Source organism: uncultured Ilumatobacter sp., from assembly GCF_963980585.1.
GTDB lineage: Bacteria > Actinomycetota > Acidimicrobiia > Acidimicrobiales > Ilumatobacteraceae > Ilumatobacter_A.
Map to the genome: position 1 here is coordinate 1 of NZ_CAXCAM010000036.1, position 26,217 is coordinate 26,217.

Below are 26,217 nucleotides of genomic sequence, written 5' to 3' on the forward strand. Positions count from 1 at the left end.
GAGGCGGTCACTGTGCGTCTCCGAGGAAGTCGAGCACGAGGTCAGCAACGCGCTGTGGCTGTTCGATGTGGACGAAGTGGCCGACGCCGTCGAGCACTTCGCAACGACCCTGCATCGGCATGTAGGGCAGCACCTTTTTGGGTGGTGTTCCCCAGCCCATCTCTTCCATTTCGGAGCCGAGAATGCCGAAGAACGGAATCGGCAGACCGGGCAATCGCATCAGTGTCCACTCTGGCCGCCACGGTCCAAACCCACCGAAACGCATCGATGAATCGATCTTCCAGCGCCAGCCGTCGTCGGATTCGAAGCCGCCGGTGGTGACCAGGCGGCGGAGCCAGTCGATCTCGAGTCGCGGGTTCATGCGGCCGCGTCGGGCGGCGAGTTCGTCGATCGTGCCCGGCTTGCGTTGCAGGTCGGCGGTGCGACGGCGGTGATCCAGCCAGCTTTCGATGTCGCTCGCCATCATTTTCGTGCGTTCGTGTTCGGCGATGTCTGGGATGTTCCGCTTGTACGGGATGCCATCCATGTTCACGAGGTGGGTGAACCGGAACGGTTGGGCATCGGCGAGTTGGGTCATCAATGCCCCACCCTTGGAGTGACCGACGACGGGGAGCGGCTCGCCCGGCTTGACGTGGTCGAACACCGCGAGGGCGTCGCGCATGTCGGCATCCCACGAGTACAGCTCGGCGTGTTCGGAGTCGCCGTGTCCGCGTTGGTCCCAGGCCACGACGCGCCAGCCGCCGGCGGCCAGGCGTGGTGCGAACAGGTCGTAGGTGCGGGCGAAGTCGAATCCACCGTGCACGGCAAGCAGCGGCGGTGCTGCAGCGTCGCCCCACTCGTGAACGGCGATCCGTACGCCGTTCGCGTCGATGTCGTACTGGCGTGCAGGGGCTTCTGCGCCAGGAAAGTCAACGGTCCTGTCGGCAATGGTGCTCACGTCGCCGAGGGTACGTCCTGAGGTGTGCTGCAGAGTATTCCGGGCGAGTGACGATGCCGCGGGCGGCTGGGATCGGTGTGACGGGCACTGGTGGGGCCTGCCGGGAAGCTGGTCGTCAGGGCGCCTATCATGTCCGACATGACGGGAACCGATCGGCGTACACGTCCACGTCCCCGCCTCGCTGGTGCTGCTTTGGCCAGTCTCCCCGTGGTGCTGGCACTCGTTGCGGGTGCCTGCGGAACGACGGACAAGGCATCAACTGAGCCGCTGCCGCCGATTCGCACGACAACGTCGACGACCACCATCCCCGGCACGACCTTGCCGGAAGGAGTGCGTCAGTTTTACACGATCAAGCGGGGCGACACGTTGGCAATCATTGCCGGCGCAACGGGCGTCACCGTGCAGTCGATCATCGTGTTGAACAACATCGACGACCCTGACGCGATTCAGGCCGGACAGACTATTGAAATCCCTGCGGGCATTGTCGTGATCACCGATCTGGACGCCCTCGTCACGACGGTCGCCGAATAACACCTTCGGGCTGCAGCCCGAGAAGTGCTCAGCGCAGAGTGTGCGCGTTCATGATCACTTCACGCGCGAACGGGTCGAGTTGCCGACCTGAGAGACGCTCGGTGACCTGAATGGCGTGAGTGGGCTCTTCGACGAGGCCCGACCAGCGGATGTAGCCGCCCATGACGCCAACGATGCGATCGCTGACTTCCTCGGCGTGCACCAGCACCTTGACGTTGCGGTTGAGGAGTTCGTGAATCTCGGTGTACAGACGCGTGAGGTAGGCGTCGAGGTTGTCCTGATTGAAGGCGCGGTGTCGGTAGGGCAGCTGCAACTCGTCGTAGTTGTGCAGGTTGCTCGGTGCCGAGATGATCGAAATGACGCAGCCGAAGCCGTTCTCGCGCAGCCAAATGATCTCTTCTTGGCGTCGGACGCGACGATGGCTGTCGCCGACTCCGCCGGGACGCTCGCAGATTGCGAGCTTGTCTTTGAGGATCCAGGTGAAGTTGCGGGGAGTGATGCCGAGGGCCCACTTGCCGCGCAGACGAGGAGGCATCAGCGCGCACCTTCGAGAAGTGGGAGAGTTCCTGCGACCGTCGTCATACCGAGGAGCAAGGCTACCCGCTCGTTGGCGTGGGGGAGAAAAGTCGCAGCCGTTGTTGTGTTCGTTCGACACGCCATCCCGCCCCAACGTCGCACCCGGTGGCGTCGCCGCGAGCAACGGCAAGGACCCGTTCGACAGTCGCCGCGTCGGGCGGATGACGGTTGAGCGGGTCGTCGTCGTTGACAGTGGTGCTGAGAATCCACTGGCGCACCGATCGTCGGGCGAGAGGGAGCGGCGCTGCGGCCAAGCCCCGTGCGTCGGTGGGATCAAGCTCGGCGGCGAGTTGGTCCAGCAACACTTCGTCTTCTCGCAGCAGCGTGCTCGACCTGGTTAGTAATGCGGTGACGTCTCGATCGGCGACGTCATTGAGCAGTGGGATGACATCGTGGCGCATCCGGTTGCGGCGAAATCGCCCGTCGGTATTGGTCGGATCGTCAGCAACCGTCAGGTCGAGCAACGTGCAGAGCTCGTGGGTCTCGGTGCGGCGCAGCGCCAGGATGGGTTTGGTCGGCCCCGGGCTCATCGCAGCGAGTCCAGCACCACCGGCGCCGCGCAGGAGGCGCAGCAGCAGGGTTTCGGCCTGATCGTCGGCTGTGTGGCCGGTGAGGGCGCCGACGCCGACCGCAGCGCGTCGTGCAGCTCGGGCACGCGACTCGAGGTTGGCGCCGTCGGCAAGTTCGACGCGTTCGCATCGGAATGGCACGTCGAACCGGTCCGCAATGCCTTGGGCGATCGATGCGTCGTCGGCCGAGTCGGGTCGAAGGCCGTGATCGACGTGCACCGTGCGCACATCGAGGTCAGCAGCGACAGCCAGGGCAACCAGTGCGGCCGAGTCGGGGCCGCCTGACAATGCACACACCGCAATCGTGCCGGGGGCGGCAAAGGTGCACCGTGCGAGGAGGGCAGCGATGTGGGCGTCGATCGCTGCCGGCTCAGGTGAGGCCGGCTCGATCGTCACGATCTGGGCGGACTCAGAGGTCGCTTTGGCGGCTGCGCTTGCGGCCGGGGTACTTCTTGGCCGTCACCGTTGAGAGGTACAGACCGATCAGGCCGACGCCGATCAATATGCCGACGCCCGTGAGAGCGACGCCAATCCACCAATGCCAGACCTCGGCTGCGAGCAACATGGCCTGAAGGTTATCGACCCGAATGGCCGGTCGATGCATCGTTGTGTGCCGCGTCGTGTGCGCGGCGTCGCCACCGGACCCAGGTACTTGAGTGAGATGCTCGGCTCAGGTGATGGCAACGTAGGCCAGTGTGGCCAGCACGCACGCCCGTGATGTCCAGGCCGCGGTGCGAATCCAGTTGGTGGTCACCAGTCGATGGTGCAGTCGGGCGTCGAAGCGCTGCGACATCTGGCCGTGGAGCGGTGCGGACACGAATGCGGTCACGCCGTACGCGACTGCCATCAGACCCAGTGAAATGAGGGGGAGGAGTCGGCTGGTGTCGGCCGGTGGGGCGACGACCAGCCAGAGCCCGGTGATTCCTTCGGCGAGCATCAGCGGCCCGACGACGAGGCTGATCGAACTGGTGTGTCGGTTCGCGAACTGCATCCAGCCCTGACCGGCTTCGCCGGGGTCGATGCTGTCGAAGATCGGGTAGTGCACGAGCTGGATCACCCAGATCAGCCCGGTCATCGCCCACGTCGAGGCCAGGGCCACGAGCAGGACGACTGCGTCAATTGACTCCACGTCGAAATGGTGGCGGTTCAATCAGCTCAGCGCGCTGTCGAGCGTGAACTCGTCAGCGCGAGTTCAGCCGATGATGCCGTCGCTGTCGAAGTCGGTGTCGAAGCACTTCTCGATGCGCGACAGCAGGTCGGCAGGCATCTCGTTCTCTTGGCACTTCTTGTGGATGACCTGCTTCAACTCGGCGTGGAAGTCGAAGGCACTGAGGCAGTCGGGGCAGCTGTCGAGGTGATGGTGGATTGCCTCGCGTGCCCCGTCGGACAGCTCGGCGTCGAGGAACAGGTCGAGTTCTTTGAGCGTCTCGTTGCAGTCGGGTGTGTCACATGCGTCCATCAGTGGTTCTCCTGCCCTGCTGCATCTATTCCAACTGGGTCGAGTTCGGGTTCGGCCAGTCCGCGTTCGAGGGCATACGTGTGCAACGCCTTCTGCATCGCCTTTCTTCCCCGATGTAGCCGCGACATGACGGTGCCGATGGGAATGTCCAGCATTTCGGCGATTTCTTTGTACGCGAATCCTTCGACGTCGGCGAGGATCACGGGCAGCCGGAAGTTGTCGGGGAGTCCTTCGAGGGCTTGTTTGACCTCGTCGTCGGGGAGCATTTCCATCAACGATTCTTCGGCCGATCGGCCAATCGATGCGTCTTCAAACGTGCCGAGCCGTTTGTAGAGGTAGAGGTCTTCGATGTCACCGAGGTCGGACTCGTCGGGGCGACGCTGCTTGGCCCGATACTTGTTGATGTAGGTGTTGGTCAGGATGCGGAAGAGCCAGGCCCGCAGGTTGGTGCCCTCGGTAAAGGTGTGGAAGCTGCGAAACCCTTTGAGGTAGGCCTCTTGGACCAAGTCCTCGGCATCGGCCTTGTTGCGCGTCATGCGCATGGCAGCGGAATACAGCTGCGGAGCGAACTCCATTGCTTGGTCTGCAAACACCGCCTGGTCAGCCATCGGGGCGGACCTTACCGGATGGCCTGGAACGCGATCAGGTGCGGCGCGGCATCTCAGGGCCGTCGGTCGGTGTCCGCGTGGGTCTCGGCGTCGAGTTCGGTGACGACGTCGTCGATGGCGGTTGTGAGTCGTTCGAGCAGATCGGCGAGTATTGCCCGCTCGTCTGCCTCGAATGAACCAATGATCCGCTCCATGGCAATCTCGCGGCGTTTGGCAACAGCGGTGTGCCGCCGTCGGCCATTGCGGGTGACCTTGACCATCACAATCCGACCGTCGTCAGCAGACGGGTAGCGCTCGGCGAGCCCGTCGTTGACAATGCGCTGCACGGCACGAGTGGCCGTGGACGGTTCGATCCGGAGTCGTTCGGCGAGACCCGACATGGTGCGGTCGCGTCGCATCAGCAAGTCGAGTGCGTCCATCTGGCCTTGCTCGAGGGGTTCTTCGCGACCGAAGAAATAGTCACGGAGCCGGGCCGAACCCGCCCCGCGACGCAGTTCGATCCACGCCATGCCGATGCGCCGGGCGTGGTCGCGATCAACTGGATTATTGAGATCGAAGCTCGGAGCGTCGGCGGACAGGGTCATGAGACTTCGAACGTAGTGGTTCACTCTCGCTGTCGACGTGACGGAGGACACGTTGATGGTTGGTTCCGATCAACCTGTCGTGGGACAATGAGCGGCGTGTCCGACGCTCCCGCTGCAGGCGATCCTGAGAACCCGACGGCGCTCGAGGCGCTGCACGCGTTGGCCACGGCCGAAACGTCGATTACCGAGTCGCTGCGCCACCGCGAGGTGTACACGTCGCGCGGGTTGCTGAGCGTGCTGTGGCACGAACCCGTTGCAGCGGTTGAATCGAAGCCAGCGGCGTTGGTCATGTGCGGTGGAGCGATGGGCGGGCTGCTGGGGCCTGGGCATGGCCTGTACCAACGTCTGGGCGATGAGTGGTCAGATCGGGGTGTCCGCGTGCTGCGCGTCAGCTACCGGGAGCCGAACAACTTGGACCTGTGTGCCCACGACTTGGCCTGCGGTGTGGAGTGGGCACGCGATGCGGGCGCCGAGCGGGTCGTGGTGATGGGCCACAGCTTCGGCGGCGCGGTGGCGATCCGCGCGGCGGTGGTGATGACGGCGTCAGTTGCTGGCGTGGTCACCTTCGCCACACAGTCCGCCGGGTGCGAGGTCGCCGGAGCACTTGGCGGGCGACCGCTACTGTTGTTCCATGGAGACCGCGACGAGATCCTGCCGTCGGAGGCAAGCTTGATGGTCCAGGCGATCGCCGGACACGGCGACGTCGAAATGCTGCCCGGCGACGGTCACCTCCTCGCGAAAAGCGACGACGTGATCGCTGAGCGACTCCAAGCATGGCTCCCCGAGGTACTCGGCATCTGAGGATTGCTTGCGAGCGTTGCGGTGTCCCGCGCGGTTGGAGGGTGGACCACTAAAGTCGGCCGCCGAACTCTCCGATGATTGGGTGCAATGTCTTCACTTCTGGAACTCCTCAAGAATCGATCCGCCAAGGTCGTCGTCGTTGGTCAGGGAGGGCGGCGGTGAAGTCGGCGACGAGAGTGGCGACTTCGATGGCGTGGGTGTCTTCGTGCATCGAATGGCCGCCGCCATCGAGGACGACGAGCCTGGCGTCAGGCATCTTGCGTTCGAGGTACTGGCCCGAGCCGGTGTACTCCGGTCGATCGGCACCGCCCGCAAGAACGAGCGTCGGCGTGGTCGTCTCAGCGAGTCGATCCATCACCACCGAGTCCTGCTGCAAGTTCAAATCAACGACGCGTTCAGGCACGCCAAACCGATGGGCGTTGCGGCGAGAACGATCGTTCCAGCCTTCCCGCTTCTCAGGGTCGCGGAAGCCCGGACCGGTGTTGAGCACGACAATGCCGCGCGCCACATTGGGCCGAGTCGCCGCGTGTGCCAGCGCCAAGTAACCGCCGAGTGAGTGACCAACCAGGACCGCCGGACCACCAAGTTCGGCCAGCACGAGGTCGAGGTCGGCGAGCGCCGCGTCGCGGGTGAACGCGGCTCGGTCCTCGGGACACGGTGAATCCCCATGACCAGGCAAGTCGACAGCGATTGTCAGGTACCGGTCAGCAAGCGCTTCCGCGCACGCGTCCCACGTCGACGCGGCGGTCCCCATGCCGTGAATGAAGACAATCGGGTCGCCGGATCCGCGGCGGATGGTGTTGAGCTGCACGCCGAGACCGTAGCCAAGCAGCGTCCCATCGTTAATGTCCGACGCGTGAACACCACTGACGTCGCCGAATCCGACCCCGCCATGATCGAACGCATCTCGGCGAACTTTGCCGAAGGGGGCGCCGGGATCATCCACGACCTCAACCTGCGGATCGTCCACGCGACGACTGGACGCGTGCGGTTCGAAGTCGACGTTGTCGATCACATCACGCATGGCGGCGGCGTGATGTGTGGCCAGGCAATTCTCGGCTGCATGGACACCGGCATGGTGTTCGTGATGATGTCGCTCGATCAGCCAGACCGCAGCTTCACGACAGTGTCCCTCAACACCAACTTCGAACGCGGCGTACCCGAAGACATCGGCACCGTGACCTTCGATGCGTATGTCACCAAACCTGGTCGCTCACTGGTCTTCGGTCAGATCGATCTCTTCCTGCCGAACGGCAAACGCGCAGCGAGTTCCACAACGACCTACATGTGGCTGTGACCATGCACCCGATCATCGATCCCGGAGACGTCGCCTGGATCACCGAGACCGACATGATCGAGGTCGATCGGACGATGATTGAAGATCTCCGGATCGAATTGCTGCAGATGATGGAGAACGCCGGTCGCAACCTCGCTCGGCTCGTGCTTGATCTGGCTGCGCCCATGCGAGTCGCGGTCGCCGCAGGCTCTGGTGGCAATGGTGGCGGCGGACTCGTTGCCGCTCGACACCTCGCCAACGCCGGCGTCGACGTGACCGTCACGACCACCCGTCCCGGCGACGAGTTGTCGCCGGTGCCTGCCCACCAGTTCGACATCCTGCGCCGCATGGGAATACCGACCGAACCCAAACTCGGCGAGGCCGACGTGATCATCGACTCCCTCATCGGGTACTCGCTGCGCGGTGCACCGAGCGGTCGCAGTGCAGCATTGATCGACGCCATCAACGACCACCCGGCAATGGTGGTGTCACTCGACGCGCCGAGTGGACTCGACGTCACCACCGGCGCGACACCGGGCGCGGTGGTCCGAGCCGGTGCGACCCTGACGTTGGCACTGCCGAAGGTCGGCATGCGTGACGCCGACGTCGTCGGTGCGCTCTACCTCGCCGACATCTCTGTGCCCCGGTCCGTCGCCGCGGCCTACGGGTCCCCAGCACCGGACTTCCGCCGCGGGTCGATACTCAGGATCATCTGACACTCAGCAGGCGATGACGTCCAGTCCGCGCGGCACCTCACAAGCACCACGGTGACTCAGTCGTCGTAGGGATCGACTTCGCTGACGGCGATCAGCGCGGCGTTGACGATGCTTCCGGCATCGATGCCGGTCAGTTCGTGCAGGTCAGCAATGGTGCCTGACTCGCCGAAACGATCAACACCGAGGGTGTACTGGCGAGTGCCGAGCGCCGAGCCGATCCACGCCAAGCTGTGGCTGGCCGCGTCGTGCACGCTGACGACCGGTCGGCGTCGCTCTGTGGCTGGTACGAGTCGGTGGAGCTGGCTGGGTGCGCGGACGACGCGCGCTGTCGCCGCGGACTGGGCAAAGCCGGCGCGCCAACTGCGGTAGACCCGGTCCGGACTGGTGAGGTGGACGACGGTTGCCTGCACTCCTTCGCTGTCGAGTTCGGCCGCCGCGGCAAGCGCCTCGGGTGCCATGGCACCCGTCGTGGCAATCGTGACGCCGGGTCGGCCGTCTTCCGGACCGTCGACGAGGCGATAGCCGCCGGCCAGCACCTGGGACCGCAGCCGCTCTTCCCCCATCATCGCCAACACATTCGCGAACGGTGCCTGATCGATCGGCCGCGTCGACAGCCGGAGATAGCCGCTCGTCCCGTCGGGGCGGCTGAGCTGATCGAGAGCGTCACAGAGCAGCCAGTCGACCTCACTCGCGTAAGCCGGCTCGAAGTAGGTGATGTTCGGCAGCTCCGCACCCACCGACGCTGTGATCGTCGACTGATGCGCGCCGCCTTCGGGTGCGAGCGTGACGCCTGCGGGCGTACCCGCAACGACAAACTTCGCATCGTTGTAGATGCCATAGATCAACGCATCGAGCCCACGCAGTACAAACGGGTCGTACACCGTCCCAACCGGAAGCAAATGCTGACCGTGGTGATCGTGGCTCAGTCCGAGCTGGCCGAGCAACATGAACAGATTCATCTCGCTGATGCCGAGTTCGATGTGTTGACCGGTCGGTCCGGGCGCCCACTTCAGCAGTCGGTCGGCGCCGCCATGATCGTCACGTTCTGCGTGGGAATAGACGCCGCGCTTGTTGATGAAGCCGCCGAGGTTGGTCGAGATCGACACGTCGGGCGCGGTCGTGATCAGGCGATCACCAACACCCTCCACGTCCGCGAGCGAGGCCAGGACACGACCGAACGCCTCTTGGGTTGACGTGGCGCCGTTGGTGACCGTCGAGCGAGCAGCGGTCGGCACCGGGAGGACCGGGCGCGGCGTGGGTGGCGCGTTGTTGATATCGCCACCGACCGCGCGACAGAGTCGACCTTCTGGCGAGTTGGCATCAAAACGATCCCACTCCGTGCCGGCATCAAGCCCGAGTTCGCGGCGAAACGCATCAACCTGATCGGGCGACAGCAGCGCGGCATGGTTCATCGGGTCACCCGCCATCGGGAGGCCGTGACCCTTGATCGTGTAGGCAAACACCACCGAGGGTTGCTCCGGTGTGGCATCACATTCGCGGAAGGTGTCGACAAGTAACCCCAGATCGTGACCGCCCAAGTCAGTGACCAGATGCTTGAGCTCAGCGTCATCGAGGCCGCCCACGAAATTGCGCACCGTCTCGCCTGCGTCAACGAGGAACTTGTGGCGGACGTCAGCACCCTCCAGCGCGAACAGCTCCTGATACGCCTCGTTCGGCATCGAGTCGATGTGTGCCTCGAGCGCATCGCCACCCGGCTCGGCAAACGCAGCGCTGAGTCGGCTGCCGTACTTCGCTTCAGCGACGTGCCAGCCGGCGTCGGCGAAGAACCGTTTCAGTCGCACGGCTGCGATGTCGGGGATCACTCGATCCAGGCTCTGACGGTTCAGGTCGATGACCATCGTGAAATTGCCGAGCTCCTGCGTGGCAGGGTCGGCGATGGCTTCCCAAACGTTGCCCTCATCGAGCTCGGCGTCGCCGACGAGCGCAATGAAGCGTGCAGGCGACTGCTCTCCGAAATGAGACTCGACATAACGACGGGTGAGCGCCGAGAAAAGCGGTGCGACCGCGCCAAGACCGACTGAGCCGGTCGAGAAATCAGAGACGTCAGGGTCTTTGGTGCGCGACGGGTAGGCCTGCAGACCGCCGCGCTGACGCAGGGTCGTGAGGTAGGACCGGTCGAGTTCGCCAGTGAGGTATTTGATGGCGTGATACACCGGCGAGGCGTGCGGCTTGACGGCAACCTTGTCGTTGCCGTTCAAGTGCGCGAACCACAGCGCCGTCATGATCGACGCCATCGAGGCACTCGACGCTTGGTGACCGCCAACCTTCACATCGGTCGCGCTGCGCGAGTTCGCGTGGTCGATGATCCGCGTCGCAAGCCAGAGCACGCGCTGCTCGATGCTGCGCAGCGTCTCCAGGTCTGGCGTGGGACTCACTGCGCCAGCTTGATCGTTCGACCCGGCAGGTTCATCACTCATCGAGCAGCCGCATCGCTGCGACACGGAGCTCGGACGCCTGGCAGCGGAGCCGCACCGCACCGTCGACATCATCCATGAGTTCGGCGACGTCGGCCAATCCGTCGAGCCGGTCAGCGGTGGCCGCGCGACCCAGTACATCGGTCCGGTCCACCTCGTCGTTCACCACCCCAGTCTGCCTCATTCACTTCAGGCCTGCCGGCGAAACGCCCGCGCGAGAGGCGTGAAGAATCACCGACTCCGGGAGATCAGTCACTGCTGGGCATGAATTCGAGATTGCCGGCAACGCGTGGAAGACGGACAACAACGGAGTTGCTCTGTACATCGGTCGTGGCACCTTCGATGCCATTGACCGACCAGCGGCGAGGCTCGACGCCAACGATACGGAACTCGGTCCACGCGTTCGAGTCGGGCTCAAGAGGAGCCATCGTGAGCAACAGGGTCTCTCCGTGCCACTCCGCCCGCGTCAACGCCACGTTCGGGAAGTCGACGTCGACGATCTGTGGGCATGGTGCAAGCGGTGCTGCTGACAGCGCTGTCCACCGCCCCGGGCCCGCTGCCTCTGCGGCGGCAAGAAAAGCGTTGAATTGACCGCGGGGATGCGGTTCGCCGAGACCCATGCCCCACGTGAACTCGCCCCGTGTGGTGTCCCAGGTCGGCTCAAACGACGCGTCGACGGCCGCCGACACTCGTTCAACGATGTCGTCGAGACCCCACTCCTTGGCCATCACCAGCGCCGAGCCATAGCTCCGGCTCGGGTTGAGTGTCGTCTCGATCTCGCGGTCGAGGCCCATCGCCGCACACGCAGCGTCGAAGAGTCGTCGTGCATCCTTCGGGTGCTGCGGCATCGCGTAGTACGCCGTGGTCATCGCGAGGCTGACGGGCAGACGATGGTGCACGTCGAGCACCGGGTCGTAGTACAGCGTCGTCATCGTCGGCTCGACGTCGGCCGCCAAATCGAGGTAGTGCTCGCGGGCATAGTTCCACCACGGATCGAACGCCGCTGCAGCGTGATCTGTCTCGTGTCGATTGTCGTGCAGCCTCAGACCGAGGCCAGCTCCGGCCAGTCAAAATGGCCAGACCTTGGTGTTTTCTCAATGACACCCGATGGGGGCTGCCAGCCACTGCCGTCGCAAATGGTCGGCGATCTCGGAGTGCGTCCAGGTGAAGGTGTGCTCACCATCGCGGATCATCTCGAACGGCTCGTTCCATCGATCCTCGTCGCTCGGACCGTTGGCGACCATCGACCTGATGCCAAGCAGGACGAGGAAGAAGCCTTTGTAGAACAGCATTCCGTCCGCCGCAACGGGGTCCATCTGCACGCCATACGGTTCGGTGCCATTGGCGGTCCAACCCGGCACGTCGTACTCACCCCACAGCTCGGGCGGGATGAACAGCCGATACAGGTCGGGGTAGTTGGCCTGATCGGGGTCGTGGCCGAACTGCGTCAGCCAGTCCGCCGCCGACCACCAGCCAGTGTGGCGGTCGATGAGTTGATCGAGAATCGCGACATACGGCTCGGTCCATGCCGGTGTGCGGTGCGCCATGAGCCCCATGGCGTAGGCCGAGTCGACGAGATCGAAGCGGTGCCAGCTGGCCATCGGTGGGTCCGAGCGGTCATCCCAGTGCGCATGTGGCTGGCCACCGCGCGACCAGTCGTCGGGCGTATGCGCCTTGCGATGCAGGTATCGCAGCCAGCCCAACGAGCGTTCGGAAAGCTCACCGGTCGTCATGCGTACAGCCTTGCACGGCGACTCAGCGAGCGACGGGTTGGCACGACGGGCACCAGTAGGTGCTGCGGGCGGTGCGCTCCCCCGCTGCGGAAAACGCGACAGCGTTGTCGCATCGGAGGCAGGCGAAGTGATGACGGCCGTAGACATGGGTCCGGTCGGGGCTTCCAGGCCCGGTGGTTGATCGGTACGGCTTGTCTCGATTGACAACCAGCTGACGATGAGCGATCGACCAAAGCTTCGCGAGCTGCTCATCGGTCACCTCGTTCACCAAGGTGAACGGATGCAGGCCAGCGACGAACAGCGCTTCACTCTTGAAGACGTTGCCGACACCCGCCGCTACCTGCTGGTCGAGGAGGAGCTCGGCCAGGGTGGTGGCTTCACTCGCTCGCCGACGGCTTCGCGCGAGCACCTCGTCGACGTCGACGTCGTCGTTGCTCAGGTCCGGGCCAAGCCGATCGGCTGGAGCGGTGCCCGACCCTGAGATGTGGGTCGAGATGTCAGGTGCTGCGAAGCAGAGGGCACGGCCTGCTGCAGTCTCGATGAGAATTCGAAGCTTCGGGTCGCGCGGGCGGGCACGGTCGAGCGGGGCGACCCGCCACGAACCAGTCATGCCGAGGTGAGTATGCAGAACAAGCTTGCGGTCGAACTCAATCAAGAGGTACTTACCGACCGCCTCGACGCTGTGGATCGTGTCGCCGACTCGTGGTCGATAGCCGCGCAGCTTCTTGAACCACAGGTCGGTCACGATCTGACCTTCAAGCACCGGCGTCAACACCTCGGCTGCTCGCCGAAGTGTGTCACCCTCAGGCATCGGGTTGTCGTGCCTTCACCCGCACCGCTGGCATCCAGCGCGGGCCAGCCGTGGCATCGATTCGGGCCACAAACGCGTCGTGGTGCGGTTCGATCAGCTCGCAGAAGGCGCGTGTCGCTTCGGCGCCGACCGCGTCCCAAGCGGGGGCGGTGAGTGCGTCGGTGCGGGCTTCGAGGTCGAGTCGGAATCTCCGGCCTTCGTCGCTGACCGCACCGCCCGATGCCAGACCTTTGACTTCGAGTCGCGCCCACGCAGCTGCAATCGCCTCGTCGTCATTGCCGCGGCTTCGAGCAATCCACTCTTCGCTGCCGTACTCCTCGATGTCGACCATGACCGAGTGAAGAAGCCCGACCTCGACGTCATCGAGATCCTCGCTCGCGCACAGGGCCCAGTGGTTGTCACCGCGCAACTCGCGCAGACAGTTCGCCGCAAGCCATGCCGACAACGCGGAGTTCGTCTCCTCGGGACGCGGCAGCTCGCGATGCGCAGCAAACATGGGCCGGGCGCCGAAGTGCACAGCATCCACGCCGCGCCACAGCGGTGCTGCAAGCTCGGCGAGACCACCGGAGAGACCGGGCGCAATTTCATCCAGACCCGGTTGGACCGCAGCATCGCGGACACCCAGGATTGAGTCGACATCGGTGGCGTCTTGGTAGAGCTTCATGACGTTTCTGATCACGCTGGGGTTGATCGAATACGCAGCCGCCGCTGCGACCCCTGGGTTCACATCGCCGAGCGATGCGAGCCGCCATGCCACGATCCAGCCGATGCCATCGGGAACGCCGAGCGCCTGGTACCCGGCAATGGCTCTTGGGTCCCACATCATCCAACCGACCAGGTCATGGCCGGCAACCCCTGCTCGGGCAGTCAGGGCTGCCGAATCACTCATAGCCACAGCGTAGATGGCGACCGATCACGGTCCAGTCACCATCTGCGGCTCAAACCGCAGGTTCGACTACATCGAACGTGCGGCGTTATCGAAGCGCGTGTATTGGCCAAGGAAGACAAGGCGCTTCGTGCCGATCGGTCCAGCACGATGCTTGGAGACGATGACCTCGGCGGAGCCTTTGTCGGGCGACTCGGGGTTGTACACCTCGTCGCGGTACAGGAACATCACCACGTCGGCATCCTGCTCCAACGAGCCGGACTCACGAAGGTCAGCAAGCATCGGTCGTTTGTCCGAACGAGCTTCCAAGTTACGACTGAGCTGAGACAGCGCAACGATCGGCACTTCGAGCTCACGGGCCAACACCTTGAGGTTTCGGCTGATCTCGGACACCTCAAGCTGACGGTTCTCCGATCGGCCGGAACCTGACATGAGCTGCAAGTAGTCGATGAGAATCAGCGACAGGCCACCATGTTGGGCCTTGATGCGTCGCGCCTTGGCTCGGATCTCCATGACGGTGACCTGCGGGTTGTCGTCGAGGAACAGCGGCACTTCGAGTCGGCCGACGGCGAGGCCGATCTTCGACCAGTCACTCTCGGTCAACTTCCCGGTGCGCAGCTTGGTCGAGTCGACCTTCGCTTCACTCGACAGGATTCTCTGGGTGAGCTCTGAATGCCCCATCTCGAGTGAGAACACCAGCGCCGGCTTCGACTCGTTCTTCGCAATGTGGGTGGCTAAGCCCAATCCGAACGCGGTCTTTCCCATCGCCGGACGGGCACCGACAATATTGAGGGTGCTCGGTTGCAGGCCAGACAGCAGTTCGTCGAGGTCGTCGTAGCCGGTCGCGGCGCCAGTGATGGTGTCGCCGCGCTCGAAGTTGGCTTCAAGCTCGTCCATGGTGGCGTTGAGCAGGTCGCCGATCTCACGCGTCGAGTCGACCACCTTGTCTTCGGCGACTTCGAACATCTTGGACTCGGCCAAGTCGACAGCCTTCGTGACGTCATCAGGCTCGCTGAAAGCGAGGTCGGTGATCTCACCAGCGGTATGGATGAGGCGCCGGAGCAGGGCCGTGTCCATCACGATCTTGGCGTAGTGCTCAGCGCCCGACACCGACGGCGTCGCGTTCTGCAGCTCGTTCAGGCGTTCCATGCCACCGAGTTCATCAAGCAGGTTGTGGCGTCGAAGCTCGTCGGCAACGGTGACGACATCGACCGGGCCCGACGATGAATACAGCGAGCGGACAGCGTCAAAGATGTGCTGGTGAGCAGGGCTGTAGAAGTCGCGGACGTTCAGCCCGGCCTCGCCGACGACACCAATCGCGTCGCGCGATAACAGCAACGCTCCCAGTACCGATTCTTCAGCCTGGAGGTTGTGAGGAGGAACGCGCCCCGAGCCTCCGGCCGGGCGGGATGGCGCGCTACCCCCGAATTGGCCGTACTCGACGTCGTTGCTCATGAGGACCCCATTCTTGCTGGACTTTCCTGTGCGGCGATAGGGGAACAACCCTGGGACTTGCCTGTGGACAAATGACTCACGCCTGTGGATGAATTGCTGTGGACGGCCTGTGGAAAAGCAAAGGGCGCGCCCTGCCGCATCGGCAGGACACGCCCTCGGCATGTCGATCATGCGATTGCGTCAGCAACCGCACAGAAAACCCGTCGCCGGGTTCAGTCGGCCGCAACCACCTCGAGGGTGATCGGGAACGACACGTCGTGGTGCAGCGACGCAGTGACCGTGTGCTGACCGGTGGTCTTGATGTTGTGATCGGCCTCGATTGACTTGCGATCAATATCGATGTCGGTCTGCTCTTTGATCGCGGCAGCGATCTCGGCGGCGTGAATCGAACCGAAGAGCTTGCCTTCGCCCGATGCTTTGGCCGACACGGTGATCGTCTTCGGCACCAGCGTGCTGGCAATGGCCGTCGCGGCCTCGCGAGCGCTCTGATCTTTTGAATCGCGTGACGCACGCATCTTGGCTGCTTGCTCCAGTGCACCGGCCGACGCCTTGATGGCATGACCCTTCGGGAACAGGAAGTTGCGGGCGTAGCCCTGGGCGACATCGACGATGTCGCCGCGCTGGCCGAGACCCTCGACCTTGCTGCGGAGAATGACGTTCATGTTGCTCAGGCCTCCACTTCTGTGGTCTCGGTTGACTCGACAACTGTCGTCGCGTCGATGGAGGTATCGGTTGACTCGACGGACTCGTCACCGGTGTTCTCGGTGTTCTCCGAGTTCTCGTCGCGACCTTCGTCGCGGCCGCGGCCACGGTCGTCGCGATCGCGACGGCCGCCGGTGCGGGTTGAGGCAACACGAGTGGCGTACGGCAGGAGTGCCATTTCGCGAGAGATCTTGATCGCATTCGCGACCTCGCGTTGCTGCTGCAGGTCGTTGCCTGCCACACGGCGGTTCTTGATCTTGGAGCGGTCGCTCATGAAGCGACGGAGCAGATCAACGTCCTTGTAGTCGATGTACTCGACTTTGTCGATGATGAGGACGCTGGTCTTCTTCTTGAACTTGCGGGGGTTGGCGTCACGCGCCGACCGGGCCTTGTTCTTCTTACTGGCCATAGTGAGATATTCCTGACTGGAAAATGATGTTCGACTGAATTTCGAAATGGATGACGTCGAGCTGTGCGTCGACGAGAGGTGTCAGCAGCGAGTGCTGCTCAGAACGGTTCTTCGTCGCCGTAGATGGGATCAGATGCAGGCTTCTGTGCGCCGCCGCCACTGCCACTGCCACCGCCGCTGAATCCGCCACCATCGGCAGAATCGCGAGAGATGCGCTCGACTTGTGCCTGGGCCCAGCGGAGGCTGGGACCGAGGTCGTCGGCGATCACTTCGGTGACATTGCGCTTTTCGCCTTCGCGAGTCTCATACGAGCGCTGCTCGAGTCGACCGGTAACAACGATGCGGTTGCCCTTGTGCAGGCTGGCCGCAGCATTCTCACCGAGGTCTGCCCAAGCAACCACGTTGAAAAATGAGACCTGCTCCTGCCACTCGCCATTCACCTGATAGCGGCGATTGACGGCGAGGCCGAAGCTGGCGACACCACGGCCCCCCGTGGTGTAACGAAGCTCGGGATCCTTAGTGAGGTTCCCGGTGAGTGTGACGGTGTTGTCCTGTGCCATGTGATTCCCCTTTGGCGATTGCCGAGCCGGATCAGGCAGCTTCCACGGTGATGCCGCGGCGTGCTGCTTCTTCCTCGGGCAGACGGATGAGCTTGTGGCGGACGATGTCGTCCGCAAGACGGAGCTGGCGCTCCAATTCGTCAAGCGCGCCGGGCGCGGCGACGATCTGAGCAACGAGGTAGTAGCCAGACGGCTTCTTGTTGATCGGGTAGGCAAATTGACGCTTGCCCCACCAGTCGATCTTCTCGTGCAGCTGACCGCCGACACTCTCGACTCCATCGGTGATCGTCTTCATCCAAGACTGTGCCTTGGGATCATCGACGTCGCCGTCGATGATGACCATCATTTCGTACGCACGATTCATGCGGTGTTGTTCTCCCTTCGGATCCCACGTTCACGGTGTCCAAGCGTGAAGAGATGGGGAGCCCCGGACTCCAACTCACGAGGGGTTGGGCAGAGGGGCAGGGTATGTAATGGACCGCGCAATGCTACCGGGAGGCACTGCGTCGCGCGCCAGGCTTCGTTTCGGTTCGACTGCATGCAACCCACCGTAGAGACGCGCGCTCACAGAGATGGGTGGCCTCAGCCGAGCGGACAGTTGGTGGCTTCGGTTCCTGGGAGCAGCCGAGCGGTCGACCCAGCGGTGATGCCGATCGACGCGAGATCGCCTTGAAAGACCTCAATCGCCAGCACGTAGTCACCTCCTGCAGAGAAGCGTTCGCAGTCAGTTGAGTTCTCCGACACACACGGCTCCATGTCCGCCGTGGACACCAGAGCACCGCCAGCACGAGCGAGGGGCGCATCGAACCAGGCAATCGAGAGCGGCGTGACGGTCTGGAACATGAAGAACGAACCGGTCGTCGGCTCGTCCCAGACAAACGCCATGCCCTCCGGTGCGCCCAGCGAGGTGACGCCCTTCAAGCCCTGCCCCCGCTCGTCACCGGTGTCCGCCAACCACATGCACAGCTCACACACCGTGCCGTCGACCTTGGTGACTTCGATCATCGCCGTCGTGAACCCCGCGGGCTGCACGTCCACGTCGCGCACGGTTGTGCCCGACTCGATGTCAGCAAGCGCTTCTGTCGCAACCGTCGGTGCAACCTGGGTCGATGCAACCACGGTCGGTGCAACCACGACGCGAGAATCTGGCGCGGCAACGTCAGAATCACTCGAGCACGCGGCACTCATGAAGGCGGCCGCAGTCAGCGCCGCGAACGCGTGACCCTTCACGTTCCGCCGACGGGAAGGATGCGGAGCAGGTGATTCCAGCGGCATTCGACGCACGCTTCGACCACGTAGGCACTCGCCTCGGTCGACCGGGCTTCGATCCGGCGCATCTGTTCAGCAGTCGACACGCAATGTCCTTGCGCCTGGAGTCCGTGCCCGAACACGTATGTGACCAACTTGAGTTCGGTTTCTTCACAGATCGGGCAGACCGTGGACGTCTGGGTACCGACATTGCGGGCTGCCCGGATCAACTCGGGATGCGCATCGCACACCGCCTCTTCGCGCAGCCGCCCTCGCTTGACCTCGCTGATCAGCATGCGACGGGCGAGCCGATGGTCAACGATGCCCCGCGCCCCACCATCGGTGCCACGAATCGCGCCGACCGAGAAGGACATGAAGGTCGAGGATAGAGCCCAATGCGCACACGTGCCGCCCGGAGCGGGCACACTGGGGGTGTGGTTGCAAACATCAGGTATGGAGACGGCATTCCGACGGACGCCGAGCTGCGTCTGAGTGGCGACGTGAGCGGCGGTCTGCGCGCCGTCGAACTCGGTATCTCCGATTGGTTCAATGCTGTCGAGTTCGCGCAGTCAGGCGCCAAAGCCATCGCGGTCGACCCCGACGCCGACAAGATCGCCGACATGCGTGCGCGCGCTGAGGCGGCAGAGATCAGCGTGCAATGTCACGCCACCGACTTGGCCGATCTCGGCGAGATCACCTCCGGCACGGTGAGCGTCGTCGTCGCCGCCCACACCATCGAAAAGGTCGACGATCTCAGCCGCCTGCTCCGCCAGGTGCACCGCATCCTCATTCCGAGCATGCCGTTCGTCATCTCGGTCACTCACCCATTTTCCGTCGTCAGCGACGCCACGCCCTACGGTGTGACCGCCCGCTCGATCAGCGACTGGTTCACCTCTCTCGGCCGATCAAATTTCCGAGTCGATCGGGTCGACGAAGTCGGCTCGTCCGGAAACGTGCCCAGCACGCTCATCATGCGGGCCCGCAAGGAAGGCAGCTGACACCAGCTTTCCTCGGTCAACAGAGGGGAAACGGACCGCATCGACGGCGTGACCGAAACGGCCGGAAACGTGCGACAATGGACGGATGGCCGAAGTCCAGGAGACCAAGCTTCCCGGCGTCGGAGTACGCCACGAGTTCGACACCGACACCGGTGAACGTGTTGGTGTCATCGTCCATCGCGACGGCAGACGCGAAATGGTCGTCTACGACCGCAACGATCGAGACGCCTGCTCAACAATGGTCGTTCTGTCGGCGTCAGACACGCGCACGATGGCTGAGTTGCTCGGCGCCAGCCAGGTCACCGAAGCAGTTGCCGCAGTGCAGCAAAACATCGACGGCCTTGCCATCGAGTGGATCGCTCTGACCGATTCTTCGCCAGCAATCGGTGCAACAATCCGCGACGGCGAGTACCGGACACGCACGGGTGCCTCGATCGTCGCGGTGATCCGTGGTGATCAGTCGGTCCCGGCACCCGACCCCGAGTTCGATTTCCAGATCGGCGACACCGCTGTCGCGGTCGGCACCACGGAAGGTCTCGCATTGTTGCGCGACCAGCTCACCAACTGAGCCAACTCGACAACGCATCCTATGACCCTTGCGCTCTTCGCTGCTGGGAGCACCGAAACCGCGCTTGCGTTTATCGAGATCGGCGCCGTCGTACTCGGACTCGCAGTCCTCGCGCGGGTTGCCGGCCGCTTGGGCATCACCGCGGTACCGCTCTACCTGCTCGCGGGACTCATGCTCGGCGAAGGCGGCCTCGTACAGCTCGACGTCACCGAGGACTTCATTTCGATCATCGCTGAGATCGGTGTGCTCCTCCTGCTGTTCACGCTCGGCTTGGAGTACTCCGACGTGGAGCTTCGCAACGGTCTGCGCACTGGGACCTTGGTCGGCGTGATCGACATGTTGCTCAATGCACTGCCTGGCGTGGCGGCAGGTTTGCTCCTCGGTTGGTCACCACTGGCTGCGGTCCTGCTCGGTGGAGCAACCTGGATTTCTTCGTCGGGTGTCGTGTCGAAGATCCTGAGCGACCTGCAACGCCTGGGCTTCCGCGAAACGCCCGCCATCTTGAACCTCTTGGTGATCGAAGACCTGGCGATGGCGATCTACCTCCCAGTGATCGCTGCCGTAATCGTCGGCGGCACCTTGGTCGCCACGTTGACCAGTGTCGCGATCGCTCTGACGGTCGTGGTCGTCATTCTGCTGGTGGCACTGTTGTGGGGTCGCCGCCTCAGCGACGCGCTGATCGGTGGTTCCGACGAGGCCCTGCTGCTCGGCGTCTTCGGCGTCACGTTGCTCGTCGCCGGCATTGCACAACGCCTCGAAGTGTCTGGCGCGATCGGCGCCTTCCTCGTCGGACTCGCGCTCTCGGGTCAAGCTGAAGTCCGAGCGATGAACCTCATCTCGCCGCTCCGCGACCTGTTCGCTGCGATCTTCTTCCTCTTCTTCTCGTTCCAGGTCGATCCGTCGAAACTCCTCGATTCACTGCTCCCGGCAATCGCGCTCGCAGTCGTCACGTCGATCACCAAGTTCGCCACCGGCTGGTACGCAGCCAAGCGTGTCGGCGCAGCCGGGAAGGGTCGCATGCGTGCCGGTGCCACGTTGATTGCTCGCGGCGAGTTCTCGATTGTGATCGCCGCATTGGGAGCGAGCCTCGCTGACGGCCCTGAACTCGGGGCGCTGGTGGCCGGATACGTGCTCATCACGGCGATCGCAGCGCCATTTGCAGCGAAGTACGCCGACCGCATCAACCTGCCGGCACGCATGTGGAAGCGCTCCGAACCGAGCCCCGTCACCTGACATCCAGGACCATGTTCAGCGCGGCGTGAAACCGATCGCGTCAGACCCGTTCGTATTCGACCAAGGCCGCGGGGCGGGGACGGCCGAAGAGGTAGCCCTGGCCGTTGTCGCACTGCAATTCACGCAATCGGGTGAGCTGGAGCGGTGTTTCGACACCCTCGGCCACGACACTCAGACCAAGGGAGTGACCAAGTCGCACAACAGCTTCGACAATCGATGTGTCGTCAGCTTCGAGACCCAAGCCCGACACGAACGACCGATCGATCTTGATCGTCTCGACCGGGAAGCGCTTCAAATAGGTGAGCGACGAGTATCCGGTTCCGAAGTCATCGACGGCGATGTGGAGGCCCAGGCCGCGTAGCTCACGCAACGCCGAACCTGCCGCAACGGAGTCTTCCATCAGTGTGGTCTCTGTGATCTCAAGCCACAGCGAGTCAGCATCGATGCCGGTCTCGCCGAGCGCTGTCTGCACCACATCGATGAAGTTGCTGTCAGCCAACTGCTGTGTTGCCACGTTGACCGACAGACCGCATCGCCGGAATCTGGTTCCCGCAGCGCGCCAGCGCGCAAGTTGTGCCAGCGAGTCGCGCAACATCATCGCGCCGAAGTCAACGAGGAGGCCGCCCGCCTCGACGGCTGGAAGGAACTCCGCTGGCATCAGCAGACCCCGATCGGGATGCAGCCAACGCGCCAAGACTTCGAAGCTGACGACCTCTCCAGAACTCAGATCGACGATCGGTTGGAAGTACGGAACGATCTCGTGGCGCTCGATGGCCCGGCGCAGTTCTGATGCGAGCTGGAGCGCGCCCACAGACGCCTTGCGCGTGGCCGCAGTGAATGCTTCGACCCGATCGCGACCAGCAGCCTTGGCCCGATACATCGCTGCGTCGGCATCGCGCAGCAGGTCATCGGCGGTGAGGTCGGTTGCAGCGTTGACAGCAAAGCCGATGCTGGCGGTGACAATCAGCTCGTGCCCGTCGATCGTGATCGGCTCCATGACTGATCGGCGGAGTCGATCAGCCACCGCGGCCGGGTCGACGAACGCGCCACTCGGAGTGTCCTCTCCACCGATGGCCACGCGCTCAACAAAGACCACGAACTCGTCGCCACCAAAGCGTGCCAATCGGTCGCTGTCACGCATCACGCCACGGAATCGTCGAGCAACCTCGCGCAAGAGTTGATCGCCGACCCCGTGTCCGAGGCTGTCGTTGACCATCTTGAAATTGTCCAGGTCGATAAACAGCACCGCGACTTGCCCCGGCTGGGCCACTGCGAGCAACGCGTCAAGCCGCCCGACGAGTGTCGTGCGATTCGGCAGATCGGTGAGGTCGTCGTGTGTTGCAGCGTGAGTGAGGAGTTCGGCATTGCGTCGCTGCTCGGTGATGTCTTCAATGTGTGTAATCGCCAATGCGACACCCTCGTCCTCGGTCACCGAGACTCGCGTCCGCGCCCAGACATACTCGCCGTCAGCCCGCAAGTACCGCTGCTCGAGTGCGTATGAGTCAGCGATACCCAGTTCAAGCTGCGCCCGTTGACGTGCTGCCGACGCGAGATCTTCTGGGTGGGTCATCGTGCGAATCGGCTGCCCGAGCATGTCGTCGAGCGGTCGACCCAGCATCTGGGCCAATGGCTGGTTGGCGTCGACAATGCGGCCGTCGTCGAGACGCACCAGCGCCATCCCGGTCGGAGCTGAGTGGAACGCCTGCTGAAACCGGCGGCGCGCCTGCTCCAGAGCTGCCGTCGTCCGCTTGCGATCGCTCACATCGCGAAGCAACACCACGTTGCCGTGATCGCTCTGCGACACATGCAACGACGCCTCGACCAAGTGTGGCTCACCATTGACATCGACGAGTTCAAACACCGCCAGATCACCAGGGCTACGCACGCCAGCATGCACAGCAGGCACACGATTGCCAAGGTCAACGCGCTGCCACCGCTCCGACACCGACTTTCTGTCAGCCTCACCGATCATCGAAAGGAATCCTCGTCCGATGAGGTCGTCGACCGACCGACCCGTCAGGGCGGCTGCCTTGCCATTGGCAGAGCTGATCTTGCCGCGTTCATCGAGGCCGATCACTGCATCTGGCAAGTCGTCGAGCAACTGGCGCAGGTCCGACTGAGTGACAGAAAGCTCGTCGATCGTCGTCCGCAACCGACGCCCAAAATGTCGGGCCTCGAGCCACGTCACCACCACCGCAACGATCGAGACAACGCCAACGGCGGCAACGACCAGCGTCGTGTTGGCCGCCGGCTCGTTCGCCGCGACCAATGCTGCCATCGAGATCAAACCGACAGAAACCACCACGAGGGGCAGCAACAGCCACGAGGCACGCACCGTCCGCCGTCTCGCCTCGCCCGTCCGCACGTGCACAAAGTACGACGTGGCGGCGCCTCGTTCGAGGATGCCCATGTCTCCCCTTCCTGAACTTCTTCCTCGACTTCTTCCTCGAGGAAATGAGGAACGGTGACGTCAGGAGTCGGCGTGACGCTCTCGCCACCACGCGTCGAGGCGCGCTCGGACGGCACGATCGCCGATGAGGCCGTCTTCGAGACGAACTTCCATCAAAAACTTCATCGCCTCGCCGACATCACGGCCCGGCGTGATGTCCAGATGAGTGATCACCTCGTTGCCATCCATCTCGGGCCGTAACGCCGCAAGCTCTTCTTGCGCGGCCAACTCGTCGATCCGCGCCTCGAGTTCGTCCATCCGTCGCGACAGCCGTGCCGCCTTCTTAGCGTTGCGTGTGGTGCAATCGCAGCGAGTCAACACATTCAGTTCCTGGAGGAGTGGACCCGCGTCACGCACGTAACGGCGCACTGCTGAATCGGACCACCCCATCGAATAGGTGTGGAAGCGCAAGTGCAGCGCAACCAGTTCGGTCACTGCCGCCACATCGTCATTCGAGTATCGCAGCGCCGACAGCCGCTTCTTCGTCATTCGAGCACCCACGGCATCGTGATGATGAAACGTGGTGCCCTTGCCTTCGAGATAGCCGCGTGTGCGCGGCTTGCCGATGTCGTGGAACAGCGCGGCCAACCGGGTGAGGCGGAAATCGAACTCGGGTCGCTCGCCCGAGACGATCGCGGGGTTCTCGCTGAGTGGCCGCACGTTCTCCACCACTGCAAGGGAATGCGTCAGTACGTCCTTGTGGCGGTGAATCGGGTCGTGTTCAAGGCGCATCGCTGGCAGTTCGGGAAAGAATTGGTCGGCCAGTCCCGTTTCGATGAGGAACCAGAGCCCTGGCGATGGGTGATCAACCACCATCAATTTGTCGAGCTCGTCGCGGATTCGTTCAGCCGACACGATCTCGAGCCGATCAGCCATTGCCTTCACCGCCGCGACAAGTTCATCAGACGGCTGGAGTTGGTAGCGAGCGATGAAACGTGCCGCCCGCAACATCCGCAGCGGGTCGTCGCTGAAACTGACATCCGGTCCCATCGGCGTCCGGAGTGTCCGAGTTGCCAAGTCGACGGCACCATCGAATGGGTCGACCAAGACCGGTGTTCCCCCACCCGACGCACTGTCGCCGGTGAGTTCGAGAGCCATCGCGTTGACCGTGAAGTCGCGACGCGAAAGGTCGGTCTCGATCTCATCGGCGAAGACAACATGGGGCTTGCGGGAATCGTCGGTGTAGGCCTCGGCGCGGAATGTGGTGATTTCGTACGGCCGCTGTTCACCCGTCTCAGGGTTGAGCTTGTGGGCACCAATCGTGCCGAACTTCTCGCCCTGATTCCAGACTGCGTCGGCCCAGCCGTCCAGGCATGCCTTGATCTGATCAGGACGCGCATCAGTCGTCAGGTCGAGATCAAAATCGGCTCGACCGGAGTCGACCAGCAGGTCCCGCACGGTTCCGCCAACGAGGTACAAGCGATGACCGGCAGCGCGAAACCGCTCAGTCAGCGGTGCGAGCTCGCGCAGCACGGGTGCAAAACGATCGGGAACCACGGGGCCAGACGATATGGCGATTCGTCGCGCAAGCGCGCTGATGGTCGCCGAACCGCGCCCGCACCCGCGCAGCACCACGACAGTTCTGCGACTCCTGGACAGGCCCTCGCCGCAGTAGCGTCGGTCTCGTGACCGACACGACCGAGGGGCGAGGGCTCCACGATCACGTGCGCGCCAGGTTTGCTCGCTGGCCGTACGAACCTGACGTCACCCAGGTCATTTTGCTCGACCACCACATGATCCCGACCCCAGAGTCAGTTCGCGCCTGGACGGCCAACGCGATCACCAATGACCCCGATGTCCGAGCCATTCGAACCGGCGCGATGTTCCCCGCGGCAGCCGCCTCGTTCACCGAAGTTGGCTTTCGGCCGATCGACACCCTTGCCCTGCTCGAGGCACCGCTGACTCCCACGTCGACTCGCTCCCCGCGCCGTCAACGGTCCGAAACACAACGGCTCCGTGCCTCGCACCTGCCAGACGTCGCTGCGCTCGACCGCCGCGCGTTCGGCGACCCGTGGGGCAACGACGTCCGGTCGCTCAACGACATCACGGACGCCACCCCACGCCATCGAGCACGGGTTGTCACTGTGAACGACGTCAACGGCGGTCCACACGTCGGCGGATTCGCGCTGACCGGTCAGTCGGGAGTCTTCGGTTACCTCCAGCGGCTCGCGGTGGATCCGCAACTCCGTCGTCGGGGAATTGCTCGCCGACTCGTCGCCGATTCGATGCGCTGGATGCAGCGCCGGGGCGCGATGACCGCGATGGTCAACACCGCGCTTGACAATGAAGCGGCGCTCGCGCTGTATGCAGACCTCGGATTTCGGCGCCGTTCCGAAACGCTCGCCATCCTGGAGTTGACGGGCGACGACCTTCACCGGCACGGTGGTGCTCGATGAGCCAGCCCGGCGCGCCGCCCGCTCGGATCCGCCGATCGATGATTGGGTTGGCCATTGGTGCGTTGTCGCTCGGTGCGGGAACCATCACTGCGCTCAGCGACCCGGTCGCATCATCAGCGTCCGCGGCGCCGAGTGCAGTGCGCCAGTCCAGCGGAGTGGCGATCGAGCTGATCGAGCAAGAGTTCACCCTCGGGGCCGGCGACGAGCTCCGCCTCGTCTACCGGCTGAGCGGAACACTCGACGCCAGCGCCGACATCGCCCCCGCGACCACAACGAC

Annotated in this window: 32 protein-coding genes and 1 pseudogene; 9 read left to right on the forward strand and 24 right to left on the reverse strand. The window is 63.7% G+C overall.

Going from position 1 to position 26,217, the window contains the following annotated elements; genetic code table 11:
* Positions 1-7 precede the first annotated feature (7 nt).
* Positions 8-937, reverse strand: coding sequence for an alpha/beta fold hydrolase (locus ACH2DW_RS11450; RefSeq protein WP_394929880.1), 930 nt, complete (start codon positions 935-937; stop codon positions 8-10).
* Between the two features lie 138 nt (positions 938-1,075).
* On the opposite strand from ACH2DW_RS11450, the gene ACH2DW_RS11455 reads away from it, so the two are divergent.
* The gene (locus ACH2DW_RS11455) at positions 1,076-1,468 is read left to right on the forward strand and encodes a LysM peptidoglycan-binding domain-containing protein (RefSeq protein ID WP_394929881.1); all 393 of its coding nucleotides are present in this window, start codon (positions 1,076-1,078) and stop codon (positions 1,466-1,468) included.
* A gap of 28 nt (positions 1,469-1,496) precedes the next feature.
* Here the strand turns inward: ACH2DW_RS11455 and ACH2DW_RS11460 are convergent, their stop codons facing one another.
* The 7 genes from ACH2DW_RS11460 to ACH2DW_RS11490 all read right to left on the reverse strand — a co-directional run bounded on the left by ACH2DW_RS11460 (position 1,497) and on the right by ACH2DW_RS11490 (position 5,264).
* Entirely contained in the window at positions 1,497-2,003 is a 507-nt protein-coding gene (locus ACH2DW_RS11460) for a hypothetical protein (protein WP_394929882.1), read from the reverse strand.
* 61 nt (positions 2,004-2,064) lie between these two features.
* Entirely contained in the window at positions 2,065-3,009 is a 945-nt protein-coding gene (gene tilS, locus ACH2DW_RS11465) for a tRNA lysidine(34) synthetase TilS (protein ID WP_394929883.1), read from the reverse strand.
* A gap of 13 nt (positions 3,010-3,022) precedes the next feature.
* Positions 3,023-3,178: a hypothetical protein gene (locus ACH2DW_RS11470; RefSeq protein ID WP_394929884.1), complete on the reverse strand. Its 156-nt coding sequence runs from the start codon at positions 3,176-3,178 to the stop codon at positions 3,023-3,025.
* Positions 3,179-3,283: 105 nt separating this feature from the next.
* Positions 3,284-3,742 carry a hypothetical protein gene (locus ACH2DW_RS11475; protein ID WP_394929885.1) on the reverse strand — a complete coding sequence of 153 codons (459 nt, stop codon included), beginning with the start codon at positions 3,740-3,742 and terminating at the stop codon, positions 3,284-3,286.
* 63 nt (positions 3,743-3,805) lie between these two features.
* On the reverse strand, positions 3,806-4,072 hold the full coding sequence (locus tag ACH2DW_RS11480) for a zf-HC2 domain-containing protein (protein ID WP_394929886.1): 267 nt from the start codon (positions 4,070-4,072) through the stop codon (positions 3,806-3,808).
* Positions 4,072-4,680, reverse strand: coding sequence for a sigma-70 family RNA polymerase sigma factor (locus ACH2DW_RS11485; protein ID WP_394929887.1), 609 nt, complete (start codon positions 4,678-4,680; stop codon positions 4,072-4,074). Before ACH2DW_RS11485 ends, ACH2DW_RS11480 begins: the two co-directional genes overlap by 1 nt.
* Positions 4,681-4,733: 53 nt before the next feature.
* On the reverse strand, positions 4,734-5,264 hold the full coding sequence (locus ACH2DW_RS11490; RefSeq protein ID WP_394929888.1) for a MarR family winged helix-turn-helix transcriptional regulator: 531 nt from the start codon (positions 5,262-5,264) through the stop codon (positions 4,734-4,736).
* 96 nt (positions 5,265-5,360) lie between these two features.
* Between ACH2DW_RS11490 and ACH2DW_RS11495 the strand changes: the two genes are divergently transcribed.
* Positions 5,361-6,065, forward strand: a complete 705-nt coding sequence (locus ACH2DW_RS11495) for an alpha/beta hydrolase (RefSeq protein ID WP_394929889.1) — start codon at positions 5,361-5,363, stop codon at positions 6,063-6,065.
* Between the two features lie 109 nt (positions 6,066-6,174).
* Here the strand turns inward: ACH2DW_RS11495 and ACH2DW_RS11500 are convergent, their stop codons facing one another.
* Positions 6,175-6,876: an alpha/beta fold hydrolase gene (locus ACH2DW_RS11500; protein ID WP_394929890.1), complete on the reverse strand. Its 702-nt coding sequence runs from the start codon at positions 6,874-6,876 to the stop codon at positions 6,175-6,177.
* Between the two features lie 45 nt (positions 6,877-6,921).
* Between ACH2DW_RS11500 and ACH2DW_RS11505 the strand changes: the two genes are divergently transcribed.
* Both ACH2DW_RS11505 and ACH2DW_RS11510 read left to right on the forward strand, forming a co-directional pair.
* A complete protein-coding gene (locus ACH2DW_RS11505; protein WP_394929891.1) occupies positions 6,922-7,362 on the forward strand; it encodes a PaaI family thioesterase in 441 nt (146 codons plus the stop codon).
* A complete protein-coding gene (locus ACH2DW_RS11510; RefSeq protein WP_394929892.1) occupies positions 7,353-8,057 on the forward strand; it encodes an NAD(P)H-hydrate epimerase in 705 nt (234 codons plus the stop codon). Before ACH2DW_RS11505 ends, ACH2DW_RS11510 begins: the two co-directional genes overlap by 10 nt.
* A gap of 56 nt (positions 8,058-8,113) precedes the next feature.
* Here ACH2DW_RS11510 and ACH2DW_RS11515 read toward each other — a convergent pair whose 3' ends face one another.
* From ACH2DW_RS11515 to ACH2DW_RS11575, 13 genes and pseudogenes are all read right to left on the reverse strand, one after another.
* On the reverse strand, positions 8,114-10,495 hold the full coding sequence (locus ACH2DW_RS11515; RefSeq protein ID WP_394929893.1) for a transketolase-like TK C-terminal-containing protein: 2,382 nt from the start codon (positions 10,493-10,495) through the stop codon (positions 8,114-8,116).
* The gene (locus ACH2DW_RS11520; RefSeq protein WP_394929894.1) at positions 10,488-10,658 is read right to left on the reverse strand and encodes a hypothetical protein; all 171 of its coding nucleotides are present in this window, start codon (positions 10,656-10,658) and stop codon (positions 10,488-10,490) included. Before ACH2DW_RS11520 ends, ACH2DW_RS11515 begins: the two co-directional genes overlap by 8 nt.
* Before the next feature lie 82 nt (positions 10,659-10,740).
* Positions 10,741-11,424, reverse strand: a complete 684-nt coding sequence (locus ACH2DW_RS11525; protein WP_394929895.1) for a hypothetical protein — start codon at positions 11,422-11,424, stop codon at positions 10,741-10,743.
* Positions 11,425-11,586: 162 nt separating this feature from the next.
* Entirely contained in the window at positions 11,587-12,225 is a 639-nt protein-coding gene (locus tag ACH2DW_RS11530) for a hypothetical protein (protein WP_394929896.1), read from the reverse strand.
* A gap of 22 nt (positions 12,226-12,247) precedes the next feature.
* On the reverse strand, positions 12,248-13,036 hold the full coding sequence (locus tag ACH2DW_RS11535) for an Fpg/Nei family DNA glycosylase (protein ID WP_394929897.1): 789 nt from the start codon (positions 13,034-13,036) through the stop codon (positions 12,248-12,250).
* A complete protein-coding gene (locus ACH2DW_RS11540; protein ID WP_394929898.1) occupies positions 13,029-13,925 on the reverse strand; it encodes a hypothetical protein in 897 nt (298 codons plus the stop codon). Before ACH2DW_RS11540 ends, ACH2DW_RS11535 begins: the two co-directional genes overlap by 8 nt.
* Positions 13,926-13,991: 66 nt before the next feature.
* Positions 13,992-15,377 carry a replicative DNA helicase gene (gene dnaB / locus ACH2DW_RS11545; RefSeq protein ID WP_394929899.1) on the reverse strand — a complete coding sequence of 462 codons (1,386 nt, stop codon included), beginning with the start codon at positions 15,375-15,377 and terminating at the stop codon, positions 13,992-13,994.
* A gap of 212 nt (positions 15,378-15,589) precedes the next feature.
* A complete protein-coding gene (gene rplI, locus ACH2DW_RS11550; RefSeq protein WP_394929900.1) occupies positions 15,590-16,039 on the reverse strand; it encodes a 50S ribosomal protein L9 in 450 nt (149 codons plus the stop codon).
* Between the two features lie 194 nt (positions 16,040-16,233).
* Positions 16,234-16,488, reverse strand: a pseudogene (gene rpsR / locus ACH2DW_RS11555) (30S ribosomal protein S18); the annotation flags it as partial.
* Between the two features lie 98 nt (positions 16,489-16,586).
* Positions 16,587-17,048 (reverse strand): single-stranded DNA-binding protein, encoded by a 462-nt coding sequence (locus tag ACH2DW_RS11560; protein ID WP_394929901.1) that lies wholly within the window; start codon positions 17,046-17,048, stop codon positions 16,587-16,589.
* A 31-nt stretch (positions 17,049-17,079) separates the two neighbouring features.
* Positions 17,080-17,412, reverse strand: a complete 333-nt coding sequence (gene rpsF, locus ACH2DW_RS11565; RefSeq protein WP_394929902.1) for a 30S ribosomal protein S6 — start codon at positions 17,410-17,412, stop codon at positions 17,080-17,082.
* A 218-nt stretch (positions 17,413-17,630) separates the two neighbouring features.
* Positions 17,631-18,182, reverse strand: a complete 552-nt coding sequence (locus tag ACH2DW_RS11570) for a DUF192 domain-containing protein (RefSeq protein WP_394929903.1) — start codon at positions 18,180-18,182, stop codon at positions 17,631-17,633.
* Between the two features lie 92 nt (positions 18,183-18,274).
* Positions 18,275-18,670 (reverse strand): DUF5318 family protein, encoded by a 396-nt coding sequence (locus ACH2DW_RS11575; protein ID WP_394929904.1) that lies wholly within the window; start codon positions 18,668-18,670, stop codon positions 18,275-18,277.
* A 21-nt stretch (positions 18,671-18,691) separates the two neighbouring features.
* Here ACH2DW_RS11575 and ACH2DW_RS11580 point away from each other — a divergent pair, with 21 nt between their 5' ends.
* The 3 genes from ACH2DW_RS11580 to ACH2DW_RS11590 all read left to right on the forward strand — a co-directional run bounded on the left by ACH2DW_RS11580 (position 18,692) and on the right by ACH2DW_RS11590 (position 21,095).
* Positions 18,692-19,294, forward strand: a complete 603-nt coding sequence (locus ACH2DW_RS11580; protein WP_394929905.1) for a class I SAM-dependent methyltransferase — start codon at positions 18,692-18,694, stop codon at positions 19,292-19,294.
* Between the two features lie 85 nt (positions 19,295-19,379).
* Positions 19,380-19,862, forward strand: coding sequence for a cation:proton antiporter regulatory subunit (locus tag ACH2DW_RS11585; RefSeq protein ID WP_394929906.1), 483 nt, complete (start codon positions 19,380-19,382; stop codon positions 19,860-19,862).
* Between the two features lie 21 nt (positions 19,863-19,883).
* Entirely contained in the window at positions 19,884-21,095 is a 1,212-nt protein-coding gene (locus ACH2DW_RS11590) for a cation:proton antiporter (protein ID WP_394929907.1), read from the forward strand.
* Between the two features lie 40 nt (positions 21,096-21,135).
* Here ACH2DW_RS11590 and ACH2DW_RS11595 read toward each other — a convergent pair whose 3' ends face one another.
* Together ACH2DW_RS11595 and ACH2DW_RS11600 are read right to left on the reverse strand one after the other, a co-directional pair.
* Positions 21,136-23,505, reverse strand: coding sequence for an EAL domain-containing protein (locus ACH2DW_RS11595; protein ID WP_394929908.1), 2,370 nt, complete (start codon positions 23,503-23,505; stop codon positions 21,136-21,138).
* Between the two features lie 60 nt (positions 23,506-23,565).
* The gene (locus tag ACH2DW_RS11600) at positions 23,566-25,041 is read right to left on the reverse strand and encodes a CCA tRNA nucleotidyltransferase (protein ID WP_394929909.1); all 1,476 of its coding nucleotides are present in this window, start codon (positions 25,039-25,041) and stop codon (positions 23,566-23,568) included.
* A 128-nt stretch (positions 25,042-25,169) separates the two neighbouring features.
* On the opposite strand from ACH2DW_RS11600, the gene ACH2DW_RS11605 reads away from it, so the two are divergent.
* Both ACH2DW_RS11605 and ACH2DW_RS11610 read left to right on the forward strand, forming a co-directional pair.
* Positions 25,170-25,940: a GNAT family N-acetyltransferase gene (locus ACH2DW_RS11605; RefSeq protein WP_394929910.1), complete on the forward strand. Its 771-nt coding sequence runs from the start codon at positions 25,170-25,172 to the stop codon at positions 25,938-25,940.
* The coding region (locus ACH2DW_RS11610) for a hypothetical protein (protein WP_394929911.1) at positions 25,937-26,217 on the forward strand (281 nt) is incomplete at its 3' end. The genes ACH2DW_RS11605 and ACH2DW_RS11610, both read left to right, overlap by 4 nt.

What these genes read in the sequence shown, in the direction of transcription:
- ACH2DW_RS11515 (WP_394929893.1), bottom strand. Translation starts at nt 10,495, where the DNA reads ATGAGTGATGAACCTGCCGGGTCGAACGATCAAGCTGGCGCAGTGAGT.
- ACH2DW_RS11560 (WP_394929901.1), bottom strand. Translation starts at nt 17,048, where the DNA reads ATGGCACAGGACAACACCGTCACACTCACCGGGAACCTCACTAAGGAT.
- ACH2DW_RS11490 (WP_394929888.1), bottom strand. Translation starts at nt 5,264, where the DNA reads ATGACCCTGTCCGCCGACGCTCCGAGCTTCGATCTCAATAATCCAGTT.
- ACH2DW_RS11585 (WP_394929906.1), top strand. Translation starts at nt 19,380, where the DNA reads ATGGCCGAAGTCCAGGAGACCAAGCTTCCCGGCGTCGGAGTACGCCAC.
- ACH2DW_RS11590 (WP_394929907.1), top strand. Translation starts at nt 19,884, where the DNA reads ATGACCCTTGCGCTCTTCGCTGCTGGGAGCACCGAAACCGCGCTTGCG.
- ACH2DW_RS11530 (WP_394929896.1), bottom strand. Translation starts at nt 12,225, where the DNA reads ATGACGACCGGTGAGCTTTCCGAACGCTCGTTGGGCTGGCTGCGATAC.
- ACH2DW_RS11525 (WP_394929895.1), bottom strand. Translation starts at nt 11,424, where the DNA reads ATGACGACGCTGTACTACGACCCGGTGCTCGACGTGCACCATCGTCTG.
- dnaB (WP_394929899.1), bottom strand. Translation starts at nt 15,377, where the DNA reads ATGAGCAACGACGTCGAGTACGGCCAATTCGGGGGTAGCGCGCCATCC.
- ACH2DW_RS11595 (WP_394929908.1), bottom strand. Translation starts at nt 23,505, where the DNA reads ATGGGCATCCTCGAACGAGGCGCCGCCACGTCGTACTTTGTGCACGTG.
- ACH2DW_RS11575 (WP_394929904.1), bottom strand. Translation starts at nt 18,670, where the DNA reads ATGTCCTTCTCGGTCGGCGCGATTCGTGGCACCGATGGTGGGGCGCGG.
- ACH2DW_RS11535 (WP_394929897.1), bottom strand. Translation starts at nt 13,036, where the DNA reads ATGCCTGAGGGTGACACACTTCGGCGAGCAGCCGAGGTGTTGACGCCG.
- ACH2DW_RS11460 (WP_394929882.1), bottom strand. Translation starts at nt 2,003, where the DNA reads ATGCCTCCTCGTCTGCGCGGCAAGTGGGCCCTCGGCATCACTCCCCGC.
- ACH2DW_RS11455 (WP_394929881.1), top strand. Translation starts at nt 1,076, where the DNA reads ATGACGGGAACCGATCGGCGTACACGTCCACGTCCCCGCCTCGCTGGT.
- ACH2DW_RS11540 (WP_394929898.1), bottom strand. Translation starts at nt 13,925, where the DNA reads ATGAGTGATTCGGCAGCCCTGACTGCCCGAGCAGGGGTTGCCGGCCAT.
- rplI (WP_394929900.1), bottom strand. Translation starts at nt 16,039, where the DNA reads ATGAACGTCATTCTCCGCAGCAAGGTCGAGGGTCTCGGCCAGCGCGGC.
- ACH2DW_RS11485 (WP_394929887.1), bottom strand. Translation starts at nt 4,680, where the DNA reads ATGGCTGACCAGGCGGTGTTTGCAGACCAAGCAATGGAGTTCGCTCCG.
- ACH2DW_RS11480 (WP_394929886.1), bottom strand. Translation starts at nt 4,072, where the DNA reads ATGGACGCATGTGACACACCCGACTGCAACGAGACGCTCAAAGAACTC.
- ACH2DW_RS11470 (WP_394929884.1), bottom strand. Translation starts at nt 3,178, where the DNA reads ATGTTGCTCGCAGCCGAGGTCTGGCATTGGTGGATTGGCGTCGCTCTC.
- rpsF (WP_394929902.1), bottom strand. Translation starts at nt 17,412, where the DNA reads ATGAATCGTGCGTACGAAATGATGGTCATCATCGACGGCGACGTCGAT.
- ACH2DW_RS11580 (WP_394929905.1), top strand. Translation starts at nt 18,692, where the DNA reads ATGCGCACACGTGCCGCCCGGAGCGGGCACACTGGGGGTGTGGTTGCA.